Origin of the sequence: Marinimicrobium alkaliphilum, from assembly GCF_003259155.1 — a bacterium.
GTDB lineage: Bacteria > Pseudomonadota > Gammaproteobacteria > Pseudomonadales > Cellvibrionaceae > Marinimicrobium_A > Marinimicrobium_A alkaliphilum.
In genome coordinates this window covers 104187-123674 of sequence record NZ_QGMQ01000003.1, presented here as the reverse complement: position 1 = coordinate 123674, position 19488 = coordinate 104187, and the positions used below count along the sequence as shown (strand labels likewise).

Annotated in this window: 16 protein-coding genes; 11 read left to right on the top strand and 5 right to left on the bottom strand. The window is 59.4% G+C overall.

Annotated features, from left to right (window positions below):
* Window positions 1-5: 5 nt before the first annotated feature.
* The 3 genes from lysA to DKW72_RS06040 are packed head-to-tail and all read right to left on the bottom strand — an operon-like array spanning window position 6 to window position 4272.
* Window positions 6-1253, bottom strand: coding sequence for a diaminopimelate decarboxylase (lysA, locus tag DKW72_RS06050; RefSeq protein ID WP_111641448.1), 1248 nt, complete (start codon window positions 1251-1253; stop codon window positions 6-8).
* Window positions 1254-1277: 24 nt separating this feature from the next.
* Window positions 1278-1427 carry an LPS translocon maturation chaperone LptM gene (gene lptM / locus DKW72_RS06045; RefSeq protein WP_111641447.1) on the bottom strand — a complete coding sequence of 50 codons (150 nt, stop codon included), beginning with the start codon at window positions 1425-1427 and terminating at the stop codon, window positions 1278-1280.
* Window positions 1428-1482: 55 nt separating this feature from the next.
* Window positions 1483-4272: a class I adenylate cyclase gene (locus DKW72_RS06040; protein WP_198411240.1), complete on the bottom strand. Its 2790-nt coding sequence runs from the start codon at window positions 4270-4272 to the stop codon at window positions 1483-1485.
* A 111-nt stretch (window positions 4273-4383) separates the two neighbouring features.
* Here DKW72_RS06040 and DKW72_RS06035 point away from each other — a divergent pair, with 111 nt between their 5' ends.
* The 5 genes from DKW72_RS06035 to DKW72_RS06015 all read left to right on the top strand — a co-directional run bounded on the left by DKW72_RS06035 (window position 4384) and on the right by DKW72_RS06015 (window position 10386).
* Complete coding sequence (locus tag DKW72_RS06035) at window positions 4384-5883, top strand: SLC13 family permease (RefSeq protein ID WP_111641697.1); 1500 nt, start codon at window positions 4384-4386, stop codon at window positions 5881-5883.
* A gap of 172 nt (window positions 5884-6055) precedes the next feature.
* Window positions 6056-6763, top strand: a complete 708-nt coding sequence (locus tag DKW72_RS06030) for an ABC transporter ATP-binding protein (protein WP_111641445.1) — start codon at window positions 6056-6058, stop codon at window positions 6761-6763.
* 3 nt (window positions 6764-6766) lie between these two features.
* Complete coding sequence (locus DKW72_RS06025; RefSeq protein WP_111641444.1) at window positions 6767-8002, top strand: ABC transporter permease; 1236 nt, start codon at window positions 6767-6769, stop codon at window positions 8000-8002.
* A 5-nt stretch (window positions 8003-8007) separates the two neighbouring features.
* Entirely contained in the window at window positions 8008-9267 is a 1260-nt protein-coding gene (locus tag DKW72_RS06020; protein WP_111641443.1) for an ABC transporter permease, read from the top strand.
* A gap of 39 nt (window positions 9268-9306) precedes the next feature.
* Window positions 9307-10386: an efflux RND transporter periplasmic adaptor subunit gene (locus tag DKW72_RS06015; RefSeq protein WP_111641442.1), complete on the top strand. Its 1080-nt coding sequence runs from the start codon at window positions 9307-9309 to the stop codon at window positions 10384-10386.
* Window positions 10387-10875: 489 nt separating this feature from the next.
* On the opposite strand, the gene DKW72_RS06010 is transcribed toward DKW72_RS06015, so the two are convergent.
* Together DKW72_RS06010 and argH are read right to left on the bottom strand one after the other, a co-directional pair.
* Window positions 10876-12333, bottom strand: a complete 1458-nt coding sequence (locus DKW72_RS06010; protein WP_111641441.1) for a hypothetical protein — start codon at window positions 12331-12333, stop codon at window positions 10876-10878.
* 222 nt (window positions 12334-12555) lie between these two features.
* Window positions 12556-13956 (bottom strand): argininosuccinate lyase, encoded by a 1401-nt coding sequence (gene argH, locus DKW72_RS06005; protein ID WP_111641440.1) that lies wholly within the window; start codon window positions 13954-13956, stop codon window positions 12556-12558.
* Between the two features lie 156 nt (window positions 13957-14112).
* Here argH and DKW72_RS06000 point away from each other — a divergent pair, with 156 nt between their 5' ends.
* From DKW72_RS06000 to DKW72_RS05975, 6 genes are all read left to right on the top strand, one after another.
* Complete coding sequence (locus DKW72_RS06000) at window positions 14113-15177, top strand: sensor histidine kinase (protein ID WP_232522328.1); 1065 nt, start codon at window positions 14113-14115, stop codon at window positions 15175-15177.
* Window positions 15155-15895 carry a LytR/AlgR family response regulator transcription factor gene (locus DKW72_RS05995; protein WP_111641439.1) on the top strand — a complete coding sequence of 247 codons (741 nt, stop codon included), beginning with the start codon at window positions 15155-15157 and terminating at the stop codon, window positions 15893-15895. Before DKW72_RS06000 ends, DKW72_RS05995 begins: the two co-directional genes overlap by 23 nt.
* Window positions 15896-16082: 187 nt before the next feature.
* Window positions 16083-16574, top strand: coding sequence for a protease complex subunit PrcB family protein (locus tag DKW72_RS05990; protein ID WP_111641438.1), 492 nt, complete (start codon window positions 16083-16085; stop codon window positions 16572-16574).
* 234 nt (window positions 16575-16808) lie between these two features.
* Window positions 16809-17288, top strand: a complete 480-nt coding sequence (locus DKW72_RS05985) for a DUF6795 domain-containing protein (protein WP_111641437.1) — start codon at window positions 16809-16811, stop codon at window positions 17286-17288.
* 430 nt (window positions 17289-17718) lie between these two features.
* Complete coding sequence (gene hemC / locus DKW72_RS05980; protein WP_111641436.1) at window positions 17719-18654, top strand: hydroxymethylbilane synthase; 936 nt, start codon at window positions 17719-17721, stop codon at window positions 18652-18654.
* Window positions 18655-19473, top strand: a complete 819-nt coding sequence (locus DKW72_RS05975) for a uroporphyrinogen-III synthase (RefSeq protein WP_232522327.1) — start codon at window positions 18655-18657, stop codon at window positions 19471-19473.
* Window positions 19474-19488 lie beyond the last annotated feature (15 nt).

The window sequence follows — 19488 nt, the reverse complement described above, 5'->3', positions numbered from 1 at the left end:
CCCTGTTATTCCGGCAGTACGGTTTCGCCGCGTACCTGATCCTCAAAAGTTTCCCGGGCGCGGGCCAGGTGTACCTGGTCACCGTCTACCAGGACCTCGGCGGCGCGCCCGCGGGTATTGTAGTTGGAGCTCATAGCGAAACCATAAGCGCCTGCGGACATAATTGCCAGCAAATCTCCGGCTTCGAGCGACAAATTGCGGTCTTTGCCCAGGAAGTCGCCGGTTTCGCAGATCGGGCCCACCAGATCCCAGGTTTTTTCGCCTTCGGCGCGCGCTTGCAGTGGGCGAATGGCCTGCCAGGCCTGGTAGAGCGCCGGGCGGATGTTGTCGTTCATGGCCGCGTCGATCACCGCAAAGTTTTTGTGCTCGGTGGGCTTGAGGTAGAGCACCCGGGTGAGCAGCACACCGGCATTGGCGGCGATGGAGCGGCCGGGCTCGAACATCAGGCTCAGCGGGCGGTCGCCCAGTCTGGCTTTGACGGCAGCCATATAGTCCGCTACCGCTGGCGGTTGCTCGTCCCGATAGGTCACGCCCAGGCCGCCGCCCAGATCCAGGTGATGGATCCGGATGTCGTTCTCAGCCAGCTCGTCAATCAGCAGCAACAGCCGGTCGAGGGCATCGAGAAACGGCGTCAATTCGGTCAGTTGTGAGCCGATGTGGCAGTCCAGGCCCTGGATGCTGATCCCCGGCAGCGCTGCCGCCCGCCGATAGACCGCGGGCGCCTGGGTAATATCGACACCGAATTTGTTTTCCTTCAATCCGGTGGAAATATAGGGATGGGTTTTGGCATCCACGTCCGGATTGACCCGCAGGGAGATGTTGGCGGTTTTACCCAGACGGGTCGCGACTTCACTGAGCAGCGTCAGCTCGGCTTCGGACTCGACATTAAAGCAGAAAATGCCTACCTCGAGCGCGCGCGCCATCTCCTCGGCGGTTTTGCCGACGCCCGAGAACAGGATGCGTTCGGGTTTGCCGCCCGCGCGCAAGACCCGCTCCAGCTCGCCCCCCGAGACGATATCAAAGCCCGCACCCAGACGCGCCAGTACATTCAGTACCGACAGGTTGGCGTTGGCTTTGACCGCGTAGCAGATCATGCCCGGGTGCTCACCCAGAGCCTGGGCGTAAGCCAGGTAGCGCTCGGTGAAGGCGGCGCGGCTGTAGACGTAAGTGGGCGTGCCGAACTGCTCGGCCAATTGGCGCAGGGGCAGGGATTCGACAAACAATTCGCCCTGGCGCTCGGTAAAGTGCTCCATAGTGTTCTCTGATTGTGTCGTGAATTAATCCGCGTCTGCGGGGACCGTTTCTTCCAACTCGGGCGGCTGTTCCTGTTCGGGCAAATACAGCGGCCCGGTTTGACCGCAGCCAGCCAGGGTCGCCGCCAGCAACAGGCTGCCCAGGCTCAGGGCGAGGATTTTCGGGTGTGCCATATCAGAACTCCGACGGTGGTTCGCGCTGCGGGTGTAATAGCCGGGCAGTATAACCTCAGACCTGCTGAATCGCGAGGTTCAGGCGTTGTTCAATTCGGGCTTTGATGCGCAGGTAGTGGCTCAGTTGCAGCCCGCTGGCGGGCGCCAGCAGGTCGCGGCACTGGGACAGGTCCAGGTCGGTGATGTGACAGGGGTAGCGCTGGCGCTTTTGGCGCATGGAGAGGATGTAGCGGGCGACCGCCGGAAACAGATCCGAGCCGTGCTCCAGGGCGCTGAATTCCTGCTCCTCGCACAGCAGGGTGTAACCCAGACCGCCGTTGTCATCGGGCTCGGCAATCGCGCGCAGGTTGGCCATGGGCAGGCTGCTGCCGGGGGCAACCTGGCTCGGTTGCAGGGTGTCGCCGCCGTTGAGCGTGTACCAGCGGACCGGGGGTAGTTCGTTCAGGTCGCCGTCTTGCAGCTGACGTTCCTGGGTGGCTTCAATAAACTGTTGCAGCGGACGCAGAGAGAAGCGTGGATCGAAAATGCCTCCGCCCAGGGTAAAGAGTGAGGCGCGCTCGTCAGCGATCAACAGTTGCGCCTTGCGGGCGGATTGGGCAGGACGGTAGCAGAGGGTAACGGCCGGTTGCTCCAGGAGTTCGCTCAGTTGCCCCAGTAGGTGGTGGCGCAGGGCGTAGCGGTCGATACGCAGGGGGCTGAACTGGGCCTGGGCGTCCCCCAGCTTGGTCATCAAGGCGTCTACCGATGTAAAACGAGTGACCTGGGGCTGCTGATGCAACAGCTGGATCAGCAGGTAGTCCCCGCTGTATTCCATGATGTAGCGCGCCCCGGGGGTGTTGTGGCGGTAGAAGGCACGGTCGATGTCTTGCCACAGGTGCTGAACTCTCTGGATGAGGCTCTGGGCATTGGGGTGCGGGAGGGTAAACACCGTGGGGCTTGGCAAGTGGGCGCGGGTATCCGGCGGTGTCAGGCGCAGGGCGTGGATCAGAGCGCTGATCAGTGCATCGCCGTCGAAGTGTCGGCAGACCAGTTCTTGCCAACTGTTGGTGTAGCTGAGTTCGGCCTCGCGCACCAGGCTGCCCGGTGCCGTGGGCAGGTTGATCGGGTCCTGGTCGGCGCGCAGGACCCGGTCCTGTGCCGCAGCGCTGACCCCGATATTGAGGGTTAACAGCAGCTGTTCGACCTCGGCCTTGTGGGTAAAAGCCTCGTGACTCGGGCTCGGTGCCGGCAAAGGCAGCCATTGGCGCAATTGGTTGAGCAGCGCCTGTTGCTGGGGTGCGGACAGGCTGAGTCGCTGGCTTTGGATATCGACTCGGGAGGCACCGGAAACAATGCCGTTGTAGTAGCACCACCAGAACAGTTCAAGCAGGTGGCGCGCGCGTTTAAGCGGCGCCTCGCCCGCGGGCAGTGTGTTGAGGCGCCCGGCGTAGACTCGCCAGCCATGGGTATCCGGCTGCGCGCTGCGTTCCTCGAGAAAACTCAGTGCCGGCTCTTCCAGGGACAAGGCGATATCCGGGTTGATCGGGTTGATTTTACCCGCCTTGCGCTCGAACGCTGCATGCAGTTTGCGCCCGAGTATGGCCAGCTCCTGGCGATCGATTGCCGATGCGCCGGCGGACGTTTTGCTCAGGTTGCTGATCAGTCGATAGCTGTTGGTCAGTTCGTTGACCAGCAGGCTGTACTCCTCGGTGACCTCGGGGGTGCGCCACTGGCGCCGGTTGTCCAGGCTGTGGATCTGCGCCTCCGACCAGCCCCATTCGCTCACCAGAGCCTCAAGTTGTTGCCGCTGCCAGCTTGGTGAGGCGCTGCGTTCGCGCCGCGATAGGGGTTTGTCGATTTTGAAGTACAGGCACCGGCGCACCAGTTCCAGGCGCCGGGGCTGTTGGCGCTCTTCGAGGTGCCGCGCGAGGTGCTGGTAGATCAGCAGGTAGGGGTCGGGCAAGGTCTCCGGGGTACGGGCTTCGCTCTGAACCTGGAGTTTGTAGTCCAGGCACAGGGGGCGGCGCGCCGGGTGGCTGGCGCAGACTTCCAACAACAACAGTTTGAGTATCGATTTGTGGGGCGAGTGGATGCCCTTGTACAGCTGCCACATCCCGGCGCCGACAAATTCCGCCGTGGGGATTTCCGCCACCGGACCAAAGTCCACCAGCTCGTCGGTGCGCAGCATGCGCGTGTGCTCCAGCTCGGCCGCGAGGGCCGCGTATTCGCTTTCGCGTTCTGCGGGGATAGACCACCACAGCGGTTTTTTGCCCGCCAGCCAGATGGCGGTGCGGTAGAATTCATCGAGCAACAGGTAGTGTTGGGTGGACCCGCTGGCTTCACCGCTCATGGCGGACGTGGCGCCGGCGCGAAATTTGATCGGGTCCATCAAAAAGCAGTGCACTTCCAGGCGCAGCTGCTGCTCGGCCCACTGGCTGAGTGCGCTGCACTTTCGCTGAACTTGTTGGCGTTGCTCGTAGGTGAGCGCCGGGTTGACGCACACCCAGATATCGAAGTCGCTTTTGTGGCCCTGGGCGATGGTACCCGCACTGCCCATGACGAAGAGCGCATCGATGGCGGGTTTGCCGCGCGCCGGTTCATGCCGGTAGTAGTAGCCTGGCGCCAGGCCCTGAGCCAGGCGTTGTTGGTTTTTGTCCGGGCTGTAACCAAATACCCCGACGGGGGTGTCCTCATCGATATAGCCGGGCAGTTGCCGGTGGTTGAGGTGGAAAAACAGTGGCAGGAGCGCAACAAAGCTGTGCTGACGATCGCGCAGGGCATCCAGCATGCGGGTGCGCCGGACCTCGTTCAAAGCGCTGAAGCGTTTGGCGGCGGCAATCAGTTGATGGCGGTCTAGCTCGGGCAAAGTTCCCTCGATGCGTGTCGGTTTGCGTCGGGTCAAAGGCAGACCCCGTTTCAGGCGGCTATGATAGAAAGCATAACAACTTCTGAGCCCAATTGCGTGAGATTCAACACTATGACTGAAGCCGCCCCCAACAACGTCGTGCCTGCTGCCGCCGACAACCGTGGCCGCCTGATAGGCGGTGGTATCGGCCTGACCGGGCTGATCTTGACCTGGGTAGTACCCGCGCCCTTCGGCCTGGAGCCCGAGGCTTGGCGGGCGGCCGGGTTGGCGTTTTTGATGGCCACCTTCTGGATTGCCGAGGTGCTGCCGCTCGCCATTACCTCGCTGCTGCCCATTGTGCTGGGTCCGGCCCTGGGGATTGCCAACCCGGGCGACGTTACGCGAGGCTATGCCCATCCGCTGATTTTCCTGTTCCTGGGGGGCTTTGTGTTGGGGCTGGCCATGGAGCGTTGGCGTCTGCACGAACGCATCGCTCTGTTCACGCTCTCGACAGTGGGTGGTACGCCGGCCAGGGAGCTGGCCGGATTTATGCTCGCTACGGCCTTTTTGAGTATGTGGGTGAGCAACACCGCCACGGCGATCATGATGCTACCGATTGTATTGTCGGTGGTGAAGTTCAAGGGGGCATCCGCGGCCACCGAAGGCAATCCTTACGCCGTCGCGCTGTTGCTGGGGGTTGCCTACGCCGCCAGTATCGGCGGCATCGCCACTCTTATTGGTACGCCGCCCAACGCGTTGCTGGCGGCCTATCTGTCGGATCAGCATGAGATGAACATCGGGTTTGCCCAGTGGATGGTGATCGGACTGCCGGTGTCGGCGATCATGCTGGTGCTCGCCTGGTTCTGGCTCTCGAAAGTGGTGGCCCGTGGCCTGACCGCGGGCACTGACGCTGAGGCCGACGTGGGCAATGATGGTGACCATTCCGTTTTCAAGGACCGGCTGCGTGAACTGGGCGCCATGACCACCATGGAAAAGCGTGTGGCGGCGGTGTTTGCTTTGACCGCGCTGGCCTGGATTTTTCAACCGCTGTTGGCGCGCCTGTTGCCCGGCGTGCCGATTACCGATACCTCCATCGCCATCAGTTGTGCCATTGTCCTCCACGCGATTCCCTCCGGTGACAAGGCGGGAGGCTCCTTGATGAACTGGGCCACCACCAAAAAATTGCCCTGGGATGTCCTGTTGTTGTTCGGTGGCGGTTTGGCATTGGCGGCGATCATTCAGAGCTCGGGCCTGGCGGGTGCGATTGCTGAGGGTTTGCAAGCCGTAGGCGGCCTGCCCATTCTGTTGATCATCGGCGCCGTGACCGTGACGGTGATTTTCCTCACCGAGGTGACCAGCAACACCGCCACTACCGCTGCATTTCTGCCGCTGCTCGGCGCCCTGGCCCTGGCCATCGGCCTGCCGCCGGAAGCCCTGGCGGTGCCCGCCGCCATCGCCGCCAGCTGTGCCTTTATGCTGCCGGTGGCCACGCCCCCCAACGCCATCGTGTTCGGCTCGGGTCAGCTGCGCATTAAGCAGATGGTCAGCGCCGGTTTGGCACTCAACGTCGCCGGGATCGTGGTGGTGAGCCTGGTGGGCACAGCGCTGATTCAGTGGGGGATCTTAGGATAAGGATATAGTCCCGCCGACCTGATATACTTTTCCCCGCCTTTGAATCCATTTTCACTTCGGCGACGTCTAACCCTCTGTTAAGTCGTAACACGGCGACGGTTGGATGTTCCCGAAAAGGTGGAACACAATAAAGCGGCGCCCGGGAAAGGCGCGTTATATCAGGTGGGAAGTCATGATTAAGCTTGAGAATATCCACAAATATTACACCACCGGCGAGCAGCGTTTGCATGTGCTCCAGGGCATCGACCTGCATATCCGTGAAGGGGAGCTGGTGTCCATTATGGGCTCCTCCGGTTCTGGTAAGTCTACTCTACTTAACATCCTCGGTATCCTCGACGACTATGACGAGGGTAACTATTTGCTTGCCGGGCGTGAGATTCGAAACCTCAAGCAGAAGGCGGCAGCGCAGATGCGCAACCAGTTGCTCGGGTTTGTGTTCCAGTCGTTCAATCTTCTGCCCTTCAAGAACGCGATCGAAAACGTTGCCTTACCGCTCTACTATCAGGGGGTGGGCCGGCGCGAGCGCAACCGCCGTGCGGCCCGCTACCTGGAGATGGTGGGCCTGGATGACCGTGGTCATCACATGCCCAATGAGCTCTCCGGTGGACAGAAGCAGCGCGTCGCTATCGCCCGCGCGCTCGTGACCCAGCCCAAAGTGATTCTGGCGGATGAACCCACCGGGGCGCTCGACAGCCATACCACCGAAGACATCATGGCGCTGATCAAGGAGGTGCACAATCTGGGTAACACCATCGTGATTGTGACCCACGAACAGGATGTGGCTGACCAGACACAGCGTCAGATTGTGCTCAGGGATGGTTTGATTGTGGATGGTCATGAACTTCACAATGAAACGCCGGTGGCGGTGACTGAGGAATAAGCCATGGACGGTTTACAGGAAATTCTTTATACCCTGCGCAAGAACAAGTTGCGTACGGCCCTGACCGCCTTCGGCGTGTTCTGGGGCATTTTGATGCTGATTCTCCTGCTCGGCGCCGGGCGCGGCCTGCAAAACGGGGTCTACAGTACCTTTGGTACCGATGTGCGCGACTTCGTTGTTGTCTGGACCAACACCACCTCGGTGGCGCATCAGGGCATGGGCTTGGGGCGGCAGATCCGCCTGACCACGGCGGACGTCGACGCGGTCAAGCGCCAGGTGCCGGGTGTGCGCTTTATCGCCTCGGAAAACCAGATGGGCAACGCCACCATTCGCCACGGCAATCGCACCGGCAGTTTTTCCCTGCGCGGCATTCCCGATGATTTTTTGCGCATCAAGGAGCCGGGGGCGTTTGACTTCGGTCGTCGGTTGAACCCCCTTGATCAGGATCGGACTCGCAAATCCGCGCTGCTCGGACGCACGGTGGCGGACCGCATTTTTGGCGCCGGTGTCGATCCGGTCGGACGCCAGGTGGAGGTCAATAACGTGGTGATGACCGTGGTCGGCATTTTTTATGATCGCGGCAACCGGGGGCGTGATTCCGAGCGCATCTATATCGCCGATTCCACCTATCGCACTGTGTTTGGCGGCGGCGACAATGTCCAGAGCTTGTGGCTGCGACCGGAGGCCGGCATCGACGGTTTTGAGTTCGAGCGCCAGGTGATCGCGCTCCTGCAGCGCCGTCATGGGGTGTCTCCGGAAGATAGGCGCGCGATCCAGTCGTTCAATATGGCCGAGCCAGCCCAGATGGTGTCGGGCATGTTTATCGCGATCAATGCCTTCATCTGGTTTGTGGGGCTCGGAACATTGGCGGCAGGGATTGTGGGGGTGAGTAACATCATGATTATTACCGTCAAGGAGCGTACCCGGGAGATTGGCATCCGCAAAGCGTTGGGGGCCTCCCCTGGCCATATCGTGCGTACCTTGTTGCTGGAGTCGGTGTTGGTGACCAGTATCGCGGGCTACGCCGGTTTGGTGGTGGGTGTCGGGCTGATCGAGCTGGTGAGTTTGGGACTGGCCACTTCCGGTGCGGACATGGCGTACTTCCAGAACCCCGAGGTGAATTTTCAGGCGGCGCTCACGGCGATTGTTTTGTTGGTGGTAGTCGGTGCCCTGGCGGGCTTGATGCCCGCGCTCAAAGCGGCGCGTATTCCGCCCATTGAAGCGATGCGCGCGGAGTAGCCGGGATGATTGACGTTCAGAAATGGCAGGAAATTTTTCTTACCCTCGGGCAGCACAAGCTGCGCACGGCGCTAACCGCCTTTGGGGTGTTTTGGGGCATCTTTATGCTCACGGTGCTGTTGGGTGCGGGCAAAGCGTTGGAGAACGGCGCCATGTCCGGTTTCCCGCCCACGGCCAACTCGGTATGGATCTGGTCCCAGGGGCGCACCCAAATCCCCTATCAGGGTATGCCTACCGGTCGGCAAATCCGCCTGCTCGGGGAAGATATTCAAGCGATTCGCGAGAATGTGGCCAGTGTCGACCGGCTCTACCCGCAAAACAGTGTCGGTATTTGGGGCGGCTCACCCGCTTATACCGTTTACGGCTCCAACAGCGGTAGCTTCTCGGTTCAGGGTGCCAATGCCGGCATGGCCAGTATTCATCAGCAGGGCATTGTCGAAGGTCGCTATATCAATGAACTCGATGATCAGCGCAAACGCAAAGTGGTCATCATCGGCACGCGTGTGCGGGATCAGCTGTTTGGCTCCGGAGTGAGCCCGATCGGTGACTATGTGATTATCGACGGCATCAGTTTTCAGGTGGTGGGGGTGTTCCGCAGTACCTCGAGCAACCCTAATGCCTCCGATGAAGAGCGGGTCTTTATGCCCAATGAAACCCTGCGCCATACGTTTAACCAGCTCGGTTGGGTGGGCAGTATGGTGGTGATTCCCAAGCCCGGGATTCACGCCGCGCAGGTTGAAGCGGATGTAAAACGCTTTCTGCATGAGCGCCGTCAGGTCGCACCTGATGATGCGGGAGTCTTCGGCAGTTTTAACTTGCAGGTCGAGTTCGACAAGGTCTCGGGTCTGTTTACCGGGATCACGGCATTCAGCTGGGTGGTGGCCATCGGCACCATTATCGCGGGTGCTATCGGCGTGGGTAATATCATGCTGATTGTGGTGCGCGAACGCACGCGGGAAATCGGTTTGCGCAAGGCCCTGGGTGCCACTCCGGCGTCGATAGTGATCACCATTGTGCAAGAGTCGGTGTTGATCACGGCGGTGGCCGGTTACACGGGCCTGGTGGTTGGTGTCCTGGTGCTGGAGGGCGTCAACGCGATGCTTGAAGCGGGCGGTGGCGGTGGTGCCTTTATCAATCCGCAGGTAGATTTTCAGACGGCGTTGCTGGCGCTGGGCGTGTTGGTGATTTCCGGTGTGCTGGCGTCGCTGCTGCCGGCGGCCAAGGCCGCCAGTGTTAATCCGATTGTTGCGTTGCAAGACGAATAACGTTTTTCTTTTATTTATACACCTATAGAGAGTTTCAGGATGAAAAAAATAGTAACCTGGTTTGTAGTGCTGCTGGTTGCCCTGGTGTTTATCAGTACCGCGTTGTTTCTTTACGGTAAGTCCCAGGAGGCACCGGAAGTCTTTGAAACCGAAGCTCCGGTGATCGGCAACATTATCGAAAAAACCGTGGCAACCGGTCGTGTGGTGCCGCGTATGGAAGTCAATGTCACCTCCCAGGTGTCCGGGGTTGTTGAGCGGGTCTATGTGGAGGCCGGTGATACCGTCCAGCGCGGCGACCTGATTTCGCATATCACGCTGGCACCGAATATGGTGACCTTGAACTCGGCGGAGTCGCAATTGCAGTCGGCCCGAATCAACCTCAATAATGCCGAACGCGAGTTGGACCGCCAGCGTCGCCTGTACGAAACCAACCTCATTTCGGCCTCAGAGTTCAATCGTTTCCAGCTGGATCATGAGCTACGCCAGGAAGCGGTCAAGTCGGCGGAAAATCATCTGTTGCTGATTCGTGAGGGGTCCACCCGGGAATCGGATCTGGTGTCGAATATTATTCGCGCGCCGGTGGATGGCATGATTCTGGATGTGCCCAATCGGGAAGGTACCTTTATTGTCGAGTCGAGCACCTACGGTGCGGGTACGGCGGTGGCAGTCATGGCCAATATGAACGACATGATTTTTGAAGGTCTGATCGACGAAGCCGAAGTTGGGAAAATCCGTGAAGGCATGAACCTGATTTTGCACGTGGGGGCGCTTCAGGAGCAGACCTTTGACGCGACCCTGGAACATATTGCACCGAAGGGGCAGGAAGATCAGGGCACCATCAAGTTCGAAATCCGCGCTGCGGTTGAGCTGGATGAGGAGTGGTTTCTGCGCGCCAACTACAGCGCCAATGCCGACATCGTTTTGGCCCAGCGCGACGACGTACTCACCATTAACGAACGGAATCTGTTGATTGAAGGTGAGCGTTATTACGTCGAAGTACAGACCGCGCCGCAGCAGTTTGAAAAGCGCGAGGTCAAGGTAGGCCTGTCGGATGGATTGGTCATCGAAATCACCGAAGGGCTAACCGAATCCGATCTCATCAAACGCCAACCCCAGTAGGTTATAAATTGACGTGGGGTGCCTCAGTGTCGGATTACGCCCTACGGGCTAATCCGACCTACTCGAACATGGGCACGCTGCATCCAGTAGGTCGGATTAGCGCGAAGCGCGTAATCCGACAAGCCAACCCCACCCCAAAACCAACGCACCGCCGCCCAAGTAGGTCGGATTAGCGCAGCGTAATCCGACAAAACGGCACCGCCCCAAAATCAGCGCACCCATGCCCAAGTAGGTCGGATTAGCGCAGCGTAATCCGACAAAACGGCACCGCCCCAAAATCAGCGCACCCATGCCCAAGTAGGTCGGATTAGCGCAGCGTAATCCGACAAAAACGGCGCCGCCCCAAAATCAACGCACCCCCGCCCAAGTAGGTCGGATTAGCGCAGCGTAATCCGACAAAAACGGCACCGCCCCAAAATCAACGCACCCTCGCCCAAGTAGGTCGGATTAGCGCAGCGTAATCCGACAAACCGACCTCACAATGGTGCTCTATTCAATTGCCGTCACGAGCACCACGTACGAGCGGTTGCTCGGCGTCTTGAGACTGATGGTACCGCGGTCGCCCCAGTCCAGTTCGCTGCCTTCCCACCGGACCTCGACCACTTCAGGTTCGGACCAGGTCAACTGGTCAATGTCGAGCCACCGAACCTCCACCCGATCTACATACACCCACGGATCAAGGTTGACCATGTACCGCCCCTGCGGAAAGTACACCGCGTACTGCTTGCCGATGTTGGCCAGCACATAGGCCTCTACAGCTGCGGGGGTAGCCGCAACTGCATGTGACAGTAAGTCGTTGTGTGGTGATGTTGAGAAAATATCCAGCTCTTCCAGGAGCATGTCCATGGCTTTCAGGTTCGTCTGTACCCGCGCGTTCAAACCGGAACCCCAGGTGCGCGGATTGACGGTGTTATCTAAATCGGTAGGCCGATGGAAACGACTTGACGCGCTGCCTGCAAAAATGTTGCGCCAGAAGCGATTGATGGCTTCCGTCTCTGTGCCGGCAGAATAGTTGTTTACGCCATCCCCACCGCCATAGACTTTTTCGTTGTTCATCGGTTTGGGGCCATGCGAGGCGATCTTCTGGCGCCAGTGCATGATGTTATCCCAGTGTCCATGTCCTCTCGCTCCGCGTGAATCCTGGTTGTTCTGCGATATTTCATAGAACCCGTAGATATCCGGAAAAGACATGACATGACGGACGGAGTTCGAGGGGTCGAACTGCATCGAGGTTACATAGACATCGCGACCGGCTTCCCGGCCCGCCTGATTGAGATGCTGCGCCCAGTAATTCTCCCAGACCGCGCCTTCGCTACTTTCATTATTAATGTTGTACAGGACATGGCCATACGAGAGGGTGTAGGACAGTAACTTGTCTACGTATTTTCGTTGGTACTGGAGTAAGTTTTCATTGTTGTCTTCAACCGCATTGTAGAAATCAGAACGGCTGAATTCGTGAAAGACTTCTTGCCCACTCGCCGCTTCAGTGCCTGCAGACGTTGAGGTGGTGTCGATATTTTTATTGCTCAGCCACGGATGCTCGGGACTCAGATCAAACTGATCCCACAGGGTGAGCTGAACGATAATGCCGCGCTTATGCGTCTCGCGCAGGAAGGTCTCGAAACGATCCCAGTATTCATCGTTCCACTGGTCGAGGTCGTATACGCCCTCGTCATCCTCCTTGAATGCGTAAACATTTCCTGTCTCGCGATCGGACATGGTGTTCCGGACATAATTACCGCCCACCGATACAAGCAGATCGAGATGGTTGGTGAGCGTTTCGCCCGTCCATTGAAAGAGATTGTCATCGTCAGTTGCGCCCCTGAGCAGAACCGGCTCTCCCCGATACGCCCAGTACCAGGGGTTATCGCTGAAGGGGCTGATCGAACCGTCCTCCTCGGCTGCGAAACCAAACGGTGCAGACCATGACAGCAGCAGGGCGGTCATTGTGAGAAGCAATCTTGCCGGTAGTGAGGTTTTACGATTATTAATTATCATGTTTGCCCCTTCTAGGTTGAAGTTAGGTGCCTCAGTGTCGGATTACGCTGCGCTAATCCGACCTGCTCGAACAATGGCACCTCGTATGCAGTAGGTCGGATTAGCCCGCAGGGCGTAATCCGACAAATGAGGCACCGACCCCGAAAGAGCGAACATCAAAAATCTGACCGCTTACAACCCCGCCCGCGCCCGCTTGACCGCAGCACGCACCTGATCCGGCGCGGTGCCGCCGATATGATCGCGCGCCGCCACTGAGCCTTCCAGGGTCAACACGTCAAACACATCCGCCGTGATGGTATCGGAGAACTGCTGCAACTCTTCCAGACTCATTTCCGACAGATCCTTGCCGGTCTCAATGCCGTAGGCCACGGACTTGCCCACCACTTCGTGGGCATCGCGGAAGGGTGTGCCTTTGCGCACCAGATAATCCGCCAGATCGGTGGCGGTGGAGAAACCCCGGCGCGCGGCTTCGTACATGTTCTCTTTGCGCGGCTTGATCGCCGGCACCATATCGGCAAAGGCGCGCAGACAATCCTTCACGGTGTCCGCGGTGTCGAACAGCGGCTCTTTGTCTTCCTGGTTGTCTTTGTTGTAGGCCAGCGGCTGCGATTTCATCAGGGTCAGCAGGCTGATCAGGTGGCCGTTGACCCGACCGGTTTTGCCGCGCACCAACTCGGGCACGTCCGGGTTTTTCTTTTGCGGCATGATCGACGAGCCGGTGCAGAAGCGATCGGGCAGTTCGATAAAACCGAATTGGGCCGAGGTCCAGAGCACCAACTCCTCACTGGCGCGGGAGAGGTGGGTCAGCAGAATGCTGGCAAAGCTGCAGAACTCGATGGCAAAGTCCCGGTCGCTCACCGAGTCGAGGGAGTTTTCCGTGGGCTTGTCAAAGCCCAGCAGCTCGGCGGTGCGCGCGCGGTTGATGGGGTAGGTGGTGCCTGCCAGCGCGGCGGCGCCCAGGGGCGACTGGTTCAGGCGTGCGCGACAGTCGATCAGGCGACCGTGATCGCGCTGGAGCATTTCAAACCAGGCCAGCAGGTGGTGCCCAAAGGTGACTGGCTGCGCCGTCTGCAAGTGGGTAAAGCCGGGCATGATGGTGTCGGCTTCGCGTTCGGCCAGATCCAGCAGGCCCTGTTGCAGACGGGTCAGCTCGCGGCTGATCGCGTCGATCTCGTCGCGCAGATACAGACGGATGTCCGTGGCCACCTGGTCGTTACGGGAGCGCCCGGTGTGCAGTTTCTTGCCGGCGATGCCGATGCGCTCGGTCAGCGCCGCCTCGATATTCATGTGCACGTCTTCAAGACTGACGGACCAGGTAAAGTTGCCTGCGTCGATATCGGCGCGCACAGCTTCGAGCCCGTCAATGATCAGCTCTTTCTCCTCACTGGTCAGTACCCCGACCTCGGCGAGCATGGTGGCGTGGGCGATGGAGCCGTTGATGTCCTGATTGTACAGGCGCTGGTCGAAACCTACGGACGCGGTGAAGCGCTCGACAAAGGCATCGACGGGCTCGGAAAAGCGTCCGCCCCAGGACTGGTTGGTTTGCTCCGGCTTCTGATCGCTCTTGCTCATGGGTCTGATATCGCTCGCTCTAGGTGATTGGGTGACAAGTCGGTCACAATTTGACGGCTATCCCGGGCTGTTCGCCGCAAAATCGCGTAGGATAGGCCACAATAAGAATGGGCCGCATTATAGCCCACTTAACCTTTGAGCGCAGGAGTTGCCGCGGTGAATTCACAGCTCGACTCAGACAACGACTTTCTACCCAATCTGTGTAGCTCCCAGGCCGTGCTGCTGCTGGTGTTGGTGGCGCAGCTCCTGGCGGTCCTGTTGGCGTTGGCCAGCAGTGGCCTGCGCCACTTCAGTTGGGAGCTGCTGGGGATGATCTCCTTTCATGTGCAATGGGTGGTGCTGCTGAGCGCCGCGCTTCTGTGCCGCGCGCGTCAGCTGCTCAACCGCCTGCGCCCTACCCACGCGGGGCTGATCAGCTACGGTCTGGTGCTCGGGGTGACCGCGCTGGTGGCGCTCAGCGGCCAGTGGTTGCAGTACGTCTACTGGCCTCAGCCGCCGGTATTCAGCCTGTGGGGCGTGGCGGAACAATTGCTGATAGCGGTCATCGTCGCGGGTATTGGCCTGCGCTACCTTTATCTGCAACAACAGCTGCGCAACCAGCAGTCTGCGATTTTAAGCGCCAGAATTGACGCCTTACAGGCCCGTATCCGGCCTCATTTTCTGTTCAACAGCATGAACAGCATCGCCAGCCTGATCGAAACCGCGCCCGAGACTGCCGAGCGGGTGGTGGAAGACCTCTCTGAGCTGTTTCGCGCGAGTTTGGCGGAACCGGCGCTGGTGCCGCTGGAGCGGGAGCTGGCACTGGCCCGGCGCTATCTGGCTATTGAGCAACTGCGGCTGGGAGAGCGTTTGAAGGTCGACTGGCAGGTGCCGGACTTGCCCAAAGGCGTACTTGTGCCTAGTCTTCTGTTACAGCCGCTGCTTGAGAATGCGGTTTTTCACGGCATTGAGCCCCTGCCTGATGGGGGGGCAGTGGTCCTGAAAGTTGGCTGTGATGAGCGCCAGGTCCATTTGGCCATCCACAACCCGCTGCCGCCCGACACCTCGGGCACTGCGCGTGCGCAGCGGCCACACAACCATATGGCGCTCGACAATGTTCGTCACCGTCTGGAGGCCCATTTCGGCCCGCAGGCCGGACTGGCGGTGGAGCAGCATGACAACCACTACCACGTCCACATCAGCTATCCAAGGCAAGCTTATGAAGATACTGGTCGTAGATGATGAGCCGTTAGCGCGGGAGCGTCTGGCGCGCATGGTCGAGCGCCTGGACGGCCACGAGTTGGTGGCCCAGGCGGCCAACGCGGAAGCGGCGCTGCAATTGATCGAAGAGCGTGATCCGGATGTGGTGTTGCTCGACATCCGTATGCCTGGCACTGACGGCCTGGTGGCGGCCGAGCAGATCGCCGAGCGGCCCAATCCACCCGCCGTGATTTTCTGTACGGCTTTCGATGAACACGCCCTGGATGCCTTCGGCACCAGTGCCGTGGGTTACCTGCTCAAGCCGGTCAAAACCGAACAGCTCACCCAGGTATTGGACAAGGCCCGGCGCACGAATAAACTGCAGCGGGCAGAACTGACCGACAGTGCCCCCGCAGCGGGTAACGGCCAGCGTACTTACCTGAGCGCGAAAACCCACCGGGGCGTGGATTTGATCCCCATCGACAATATCCGCTGTCTGATTGCCGACCAGAAATACGTCACTGTTTACCACACCGAAGGCGAGCATCTGCTCGATGAAACGCTCAAGGACCTGGAGCAGGAATTTGCCCAGCAACTGGTGCGCATCCACCGCAACGCCCTGGTGGCCATTGCTCACATTCAGGGCCTGGAGCGCAACGCCATGGGCCAGTGTCGTGTTCGCCTGGAAGGCATCGATACCGCACCGGTGGTCAGCCGACGGCACACCCAGAGTATTCGTTCATTGATTCAACAGCTCTAATCGCGATCAAGAAAGCGCAATGCTTAACATGCCAATTGTTAGCATCCTGTAACATTCTGTTATTGCTTTTGCGAACTGAGACCCTCATCGCGCGCCTGGCCATCCTCTCCGTCTAACCTTGTTGTGTCCAACACGCTGTTGGATGCTTTATGGCAGTACGAATGATTAAAAATCTAATGGAGGATTTATGACTCAGTATGCAAGCAAACTGCTTATGGCTGTGCTTCTGGTTGTTGCAGGGGCCGTGCACGCGGAGGTCAAGCAGGCGGAGGCTGATGCTCTGCCGGTGTGTCCAGATTGCCGCCCCATACCGACTCGAGAGTTGGCGTCGGGTTTCTACACGCAACATGTGGTGACCAAGCGTTTTCTTTTGGCTAAAGATGAGAACCGCCTGCGGGAGATATCGCGTCTGATTGGCACCAGTCTCGATGTCGATCTGGAGCGCTACATGGTGCTTGCGGTATTTATGGGAGAGCGGCCAACGGGCGGCTATAACATCAGCGTCGAGCGCGTGGTGGCAACCCGCAATCATCTGCTGGCCAATGTATTGAACACATCTCCCGGCGAGGCCTGCCCGGTAACCTTGGCGATTACGTCGCCCTATCAGGTTGTCGCCATTCCTCGCCATGAGATACCGCTTCACCTGACCGAGCGGGATGAACTCCTGGTTTGCCCTTGAGTGCAGTGACCGGCTCTCTATAAGCCACAGCAGTGACTGGGGTGGACGATCCAGTCACTGCCCAGCGTTTTTGCCTTTACTGATAAGCGCGGACATGTAGCCGTTGGACATCGTCGGACACACAAAAACGGATGTCGCGCGGTCTTTAGTGCCAGGTTGATAATTTGTGAACGAGTCGACGTGATTCGTTTGTAGCGCGTGTGCTACGCTTGCAAGAAAATCAGGGAGGATCCTATGAAAGCCGCCGTTGTTGTCAGTATTGCCTTGCTGATTTTCTCCAGCCTTTATTCCGCACAGGGAGTTGCTATGTCACTGTTCAGTGGTGAAGATGTCTATGTGTTCTCCGCCATGGATGGACACCTTACCTATCAGGGTCAGCCCGCCGCCGGGGCAAAAATCATCCGTCATGTTGCCTGGAAAGATCGCGAAGGCGAATCTGAAGAGACGGTTGCCGATGAAAACGGTTACTTCAGTTTTCCGTCCATGAAGCGAAAACTCCGGCAGTTCTTGCCTGCACAGTTTGTGGCGCACCAAAGTATATTTGTGGTGTATAGAGACGAACGAGTACAAATCTGGGGTACGGGAAAGCTTGGCAAGGAGGAGTATGCTGAGGTGGGACGAAAGCCTTTGGAGTTTACGTGTGAGCTGACAGACGATCCGCGCAGGGTTGATGTGGAGTATGGGTTCATTTTCACATCCTGCAAATGGAAGTAACTGCCTAGCATGTCAGTATTCCGAAGTTAAAACCAATAGGCGTTGGATACGGAGGCGGCCGCAACGGTGGAGCAGTTGACTCAAGCTTTTATGCGCAACATCCTGATGCGGCTCATGCATCGGATGACGATGGAAGCCAGTCGAGCGATACGGAGTATTCGTTTTTAGCCGGGGCGGTAAAAGTTCCGCTTTGAAATATTGGTGCCACAGTGTCGGATTACGCCCTGCGGGCTAATCCGACCTACTTAAACATCGGTACGCCGCCTCCAGTAGGTCGGATTAGCGCAGCGTAATCCGACAAAAAGCGCGACGACACCCAATCGATGTGCACAATACCCCGCCAATCGAGCCCCGGTTGCCGGTCTTTGGTATGATACCGCCAGCCCCCGGCGCCGGTCGGGGCCGTGTTGAATCGACCCAAGAGACCACTATGCCCTCCAAAACCCTGCGCATCGCCACCCGCAAGAGTCTGCTCGCCCTGTGGCAGGCGGAATACGTGAAAGCCGAGCTGGAGCGACACCACCCCGACCTGGCCGTAGAGTTGGTGCCCCTGTCGAGCAAGGGTGACAAAATTCTGGATGTGCCGCTCGCCAAGGTGGGTGGCAAGGGCCTGTTTGTCAAAGAGCTGGAGAACGCCATGCTCGCGGACGAAGCGGACATCGCTGTCCACTCCATGAAGGATGTGCCCATGGAGTTCCCCGAGGGCCTGGGTTTGGCGGTGATCTGTGAGCGTGGCGACCCCCGCGATGCCTTTGTGTCCAACCGTTTTGCCAGCCTGGATGAGCTGCCCCAGGGCAGCGTGGTCGGCACCTCCAGCCTCCGTCGCCAGTGCCAGGTGTTGGCGGCACGCCCGGATCTGACCGTGAAATTTCTCCGGGGCAATGTCCAGACCCGCCTTAAGAAGCTTGATGATGGCGAATACGATGCCATCATCCTGGCCGCGGCAGGGCTGCTGCGCCTGGAGCTCAAAGAGCGCATTCGCGCCTTTATGGCGCCGGAGCAGAGTCTGCCGGCGGGTGGTCAGGGCGCGGTGGGGATTGAGTGCCGCATGGACGATAGCGAGACCCTGGCGCTACTCAAACCCCTGCACCACGACCTTACGGCGGAACAGGTGTTGGCGGAGCGGGCCATGAACCGTCGCCTCGAAGGTGGTTGCCAGGTACCCATTGCTTGCTACGCCCTACACGTGCCCGAGGGCTTGTGGCTGCGGGGGTTGGTGGGCCAGCCCGATGGTTCGACGATGTTGTTTGACGAGATTCGCGGCCCGGTGTCTGAGGCCGAGGCCATGGGTGTGACCCTGGCCGAGCGCCTGCTCGGCGCCGGGGCCGACAAGATCCTGGCTGACGTTTACGCTCAGGGGCTCTGAGTGGCGGGCGTTCTGTCCGGTTACCGGGTCCTGGTGACCCGTCCGCTGGCTCAGGCAGAGCCCTGGTGTGAGCAGCTGCGCGCTTGTGGAGCCGACGCGGTGGCGGTGCCAGTACTGGCGCTGGCGCCGGTCACCGGCGCCGATCAATGCCAGGCGATCAAGCAGCGCATTATGGATTTCGACCTGTATCAGAAAGCCATTTTTGTCAGCCGTAATGCGGTCCATTACGCCTTTGAATGGCTGGAAGATTTCTGGCCCCAGTTGCCCATGGGTATTGAATACTACGCCGTCGGCGACGCTACCGCCCGGGCGCTGGCTGACCACGGCGTGGCGGTCAGTGCCCTGACTGCGGCGCAGTCCGGCGCCATGACCAGTGAAACCCTGTTGGCCGCGCCAGACTTGCAGGCGGTGACCGGACAGAAAATCGTGATTTTTCGCGGTTGCGGCGGTCGGGGCGCGATGGCTGAAATCTTGCGTGAACGGGGTGCCCAAGTGGATTACTGCGAGCTCTATGAGCGCTTGCTGCCGGAGGGAACCGCTCAGGCACTCGCTCGAGCATTGCCCCCGGAGGGCGAGACCCTGGTTACGGTGCACAGCGGCGAGAGCCTGACCAACCTGGTGACCGTGCTGAACGGCCTGACAACCTCGCCGGACAGTGCCACACTGGCGCAGTACCTTTGGCGCCAGCCTTTGGTGGTGCCCGGCAACCGGGTGGCGGGCCTGGCCCGTGAGGCTGGCTTCGATCGGGTGATAATGGCGGAAAATGCCACAGACCCCGCCATGTTTGCCGCCCTGGAGCGCTACGTTAACCGCTCGTAGCGTGCTATCCTGAGT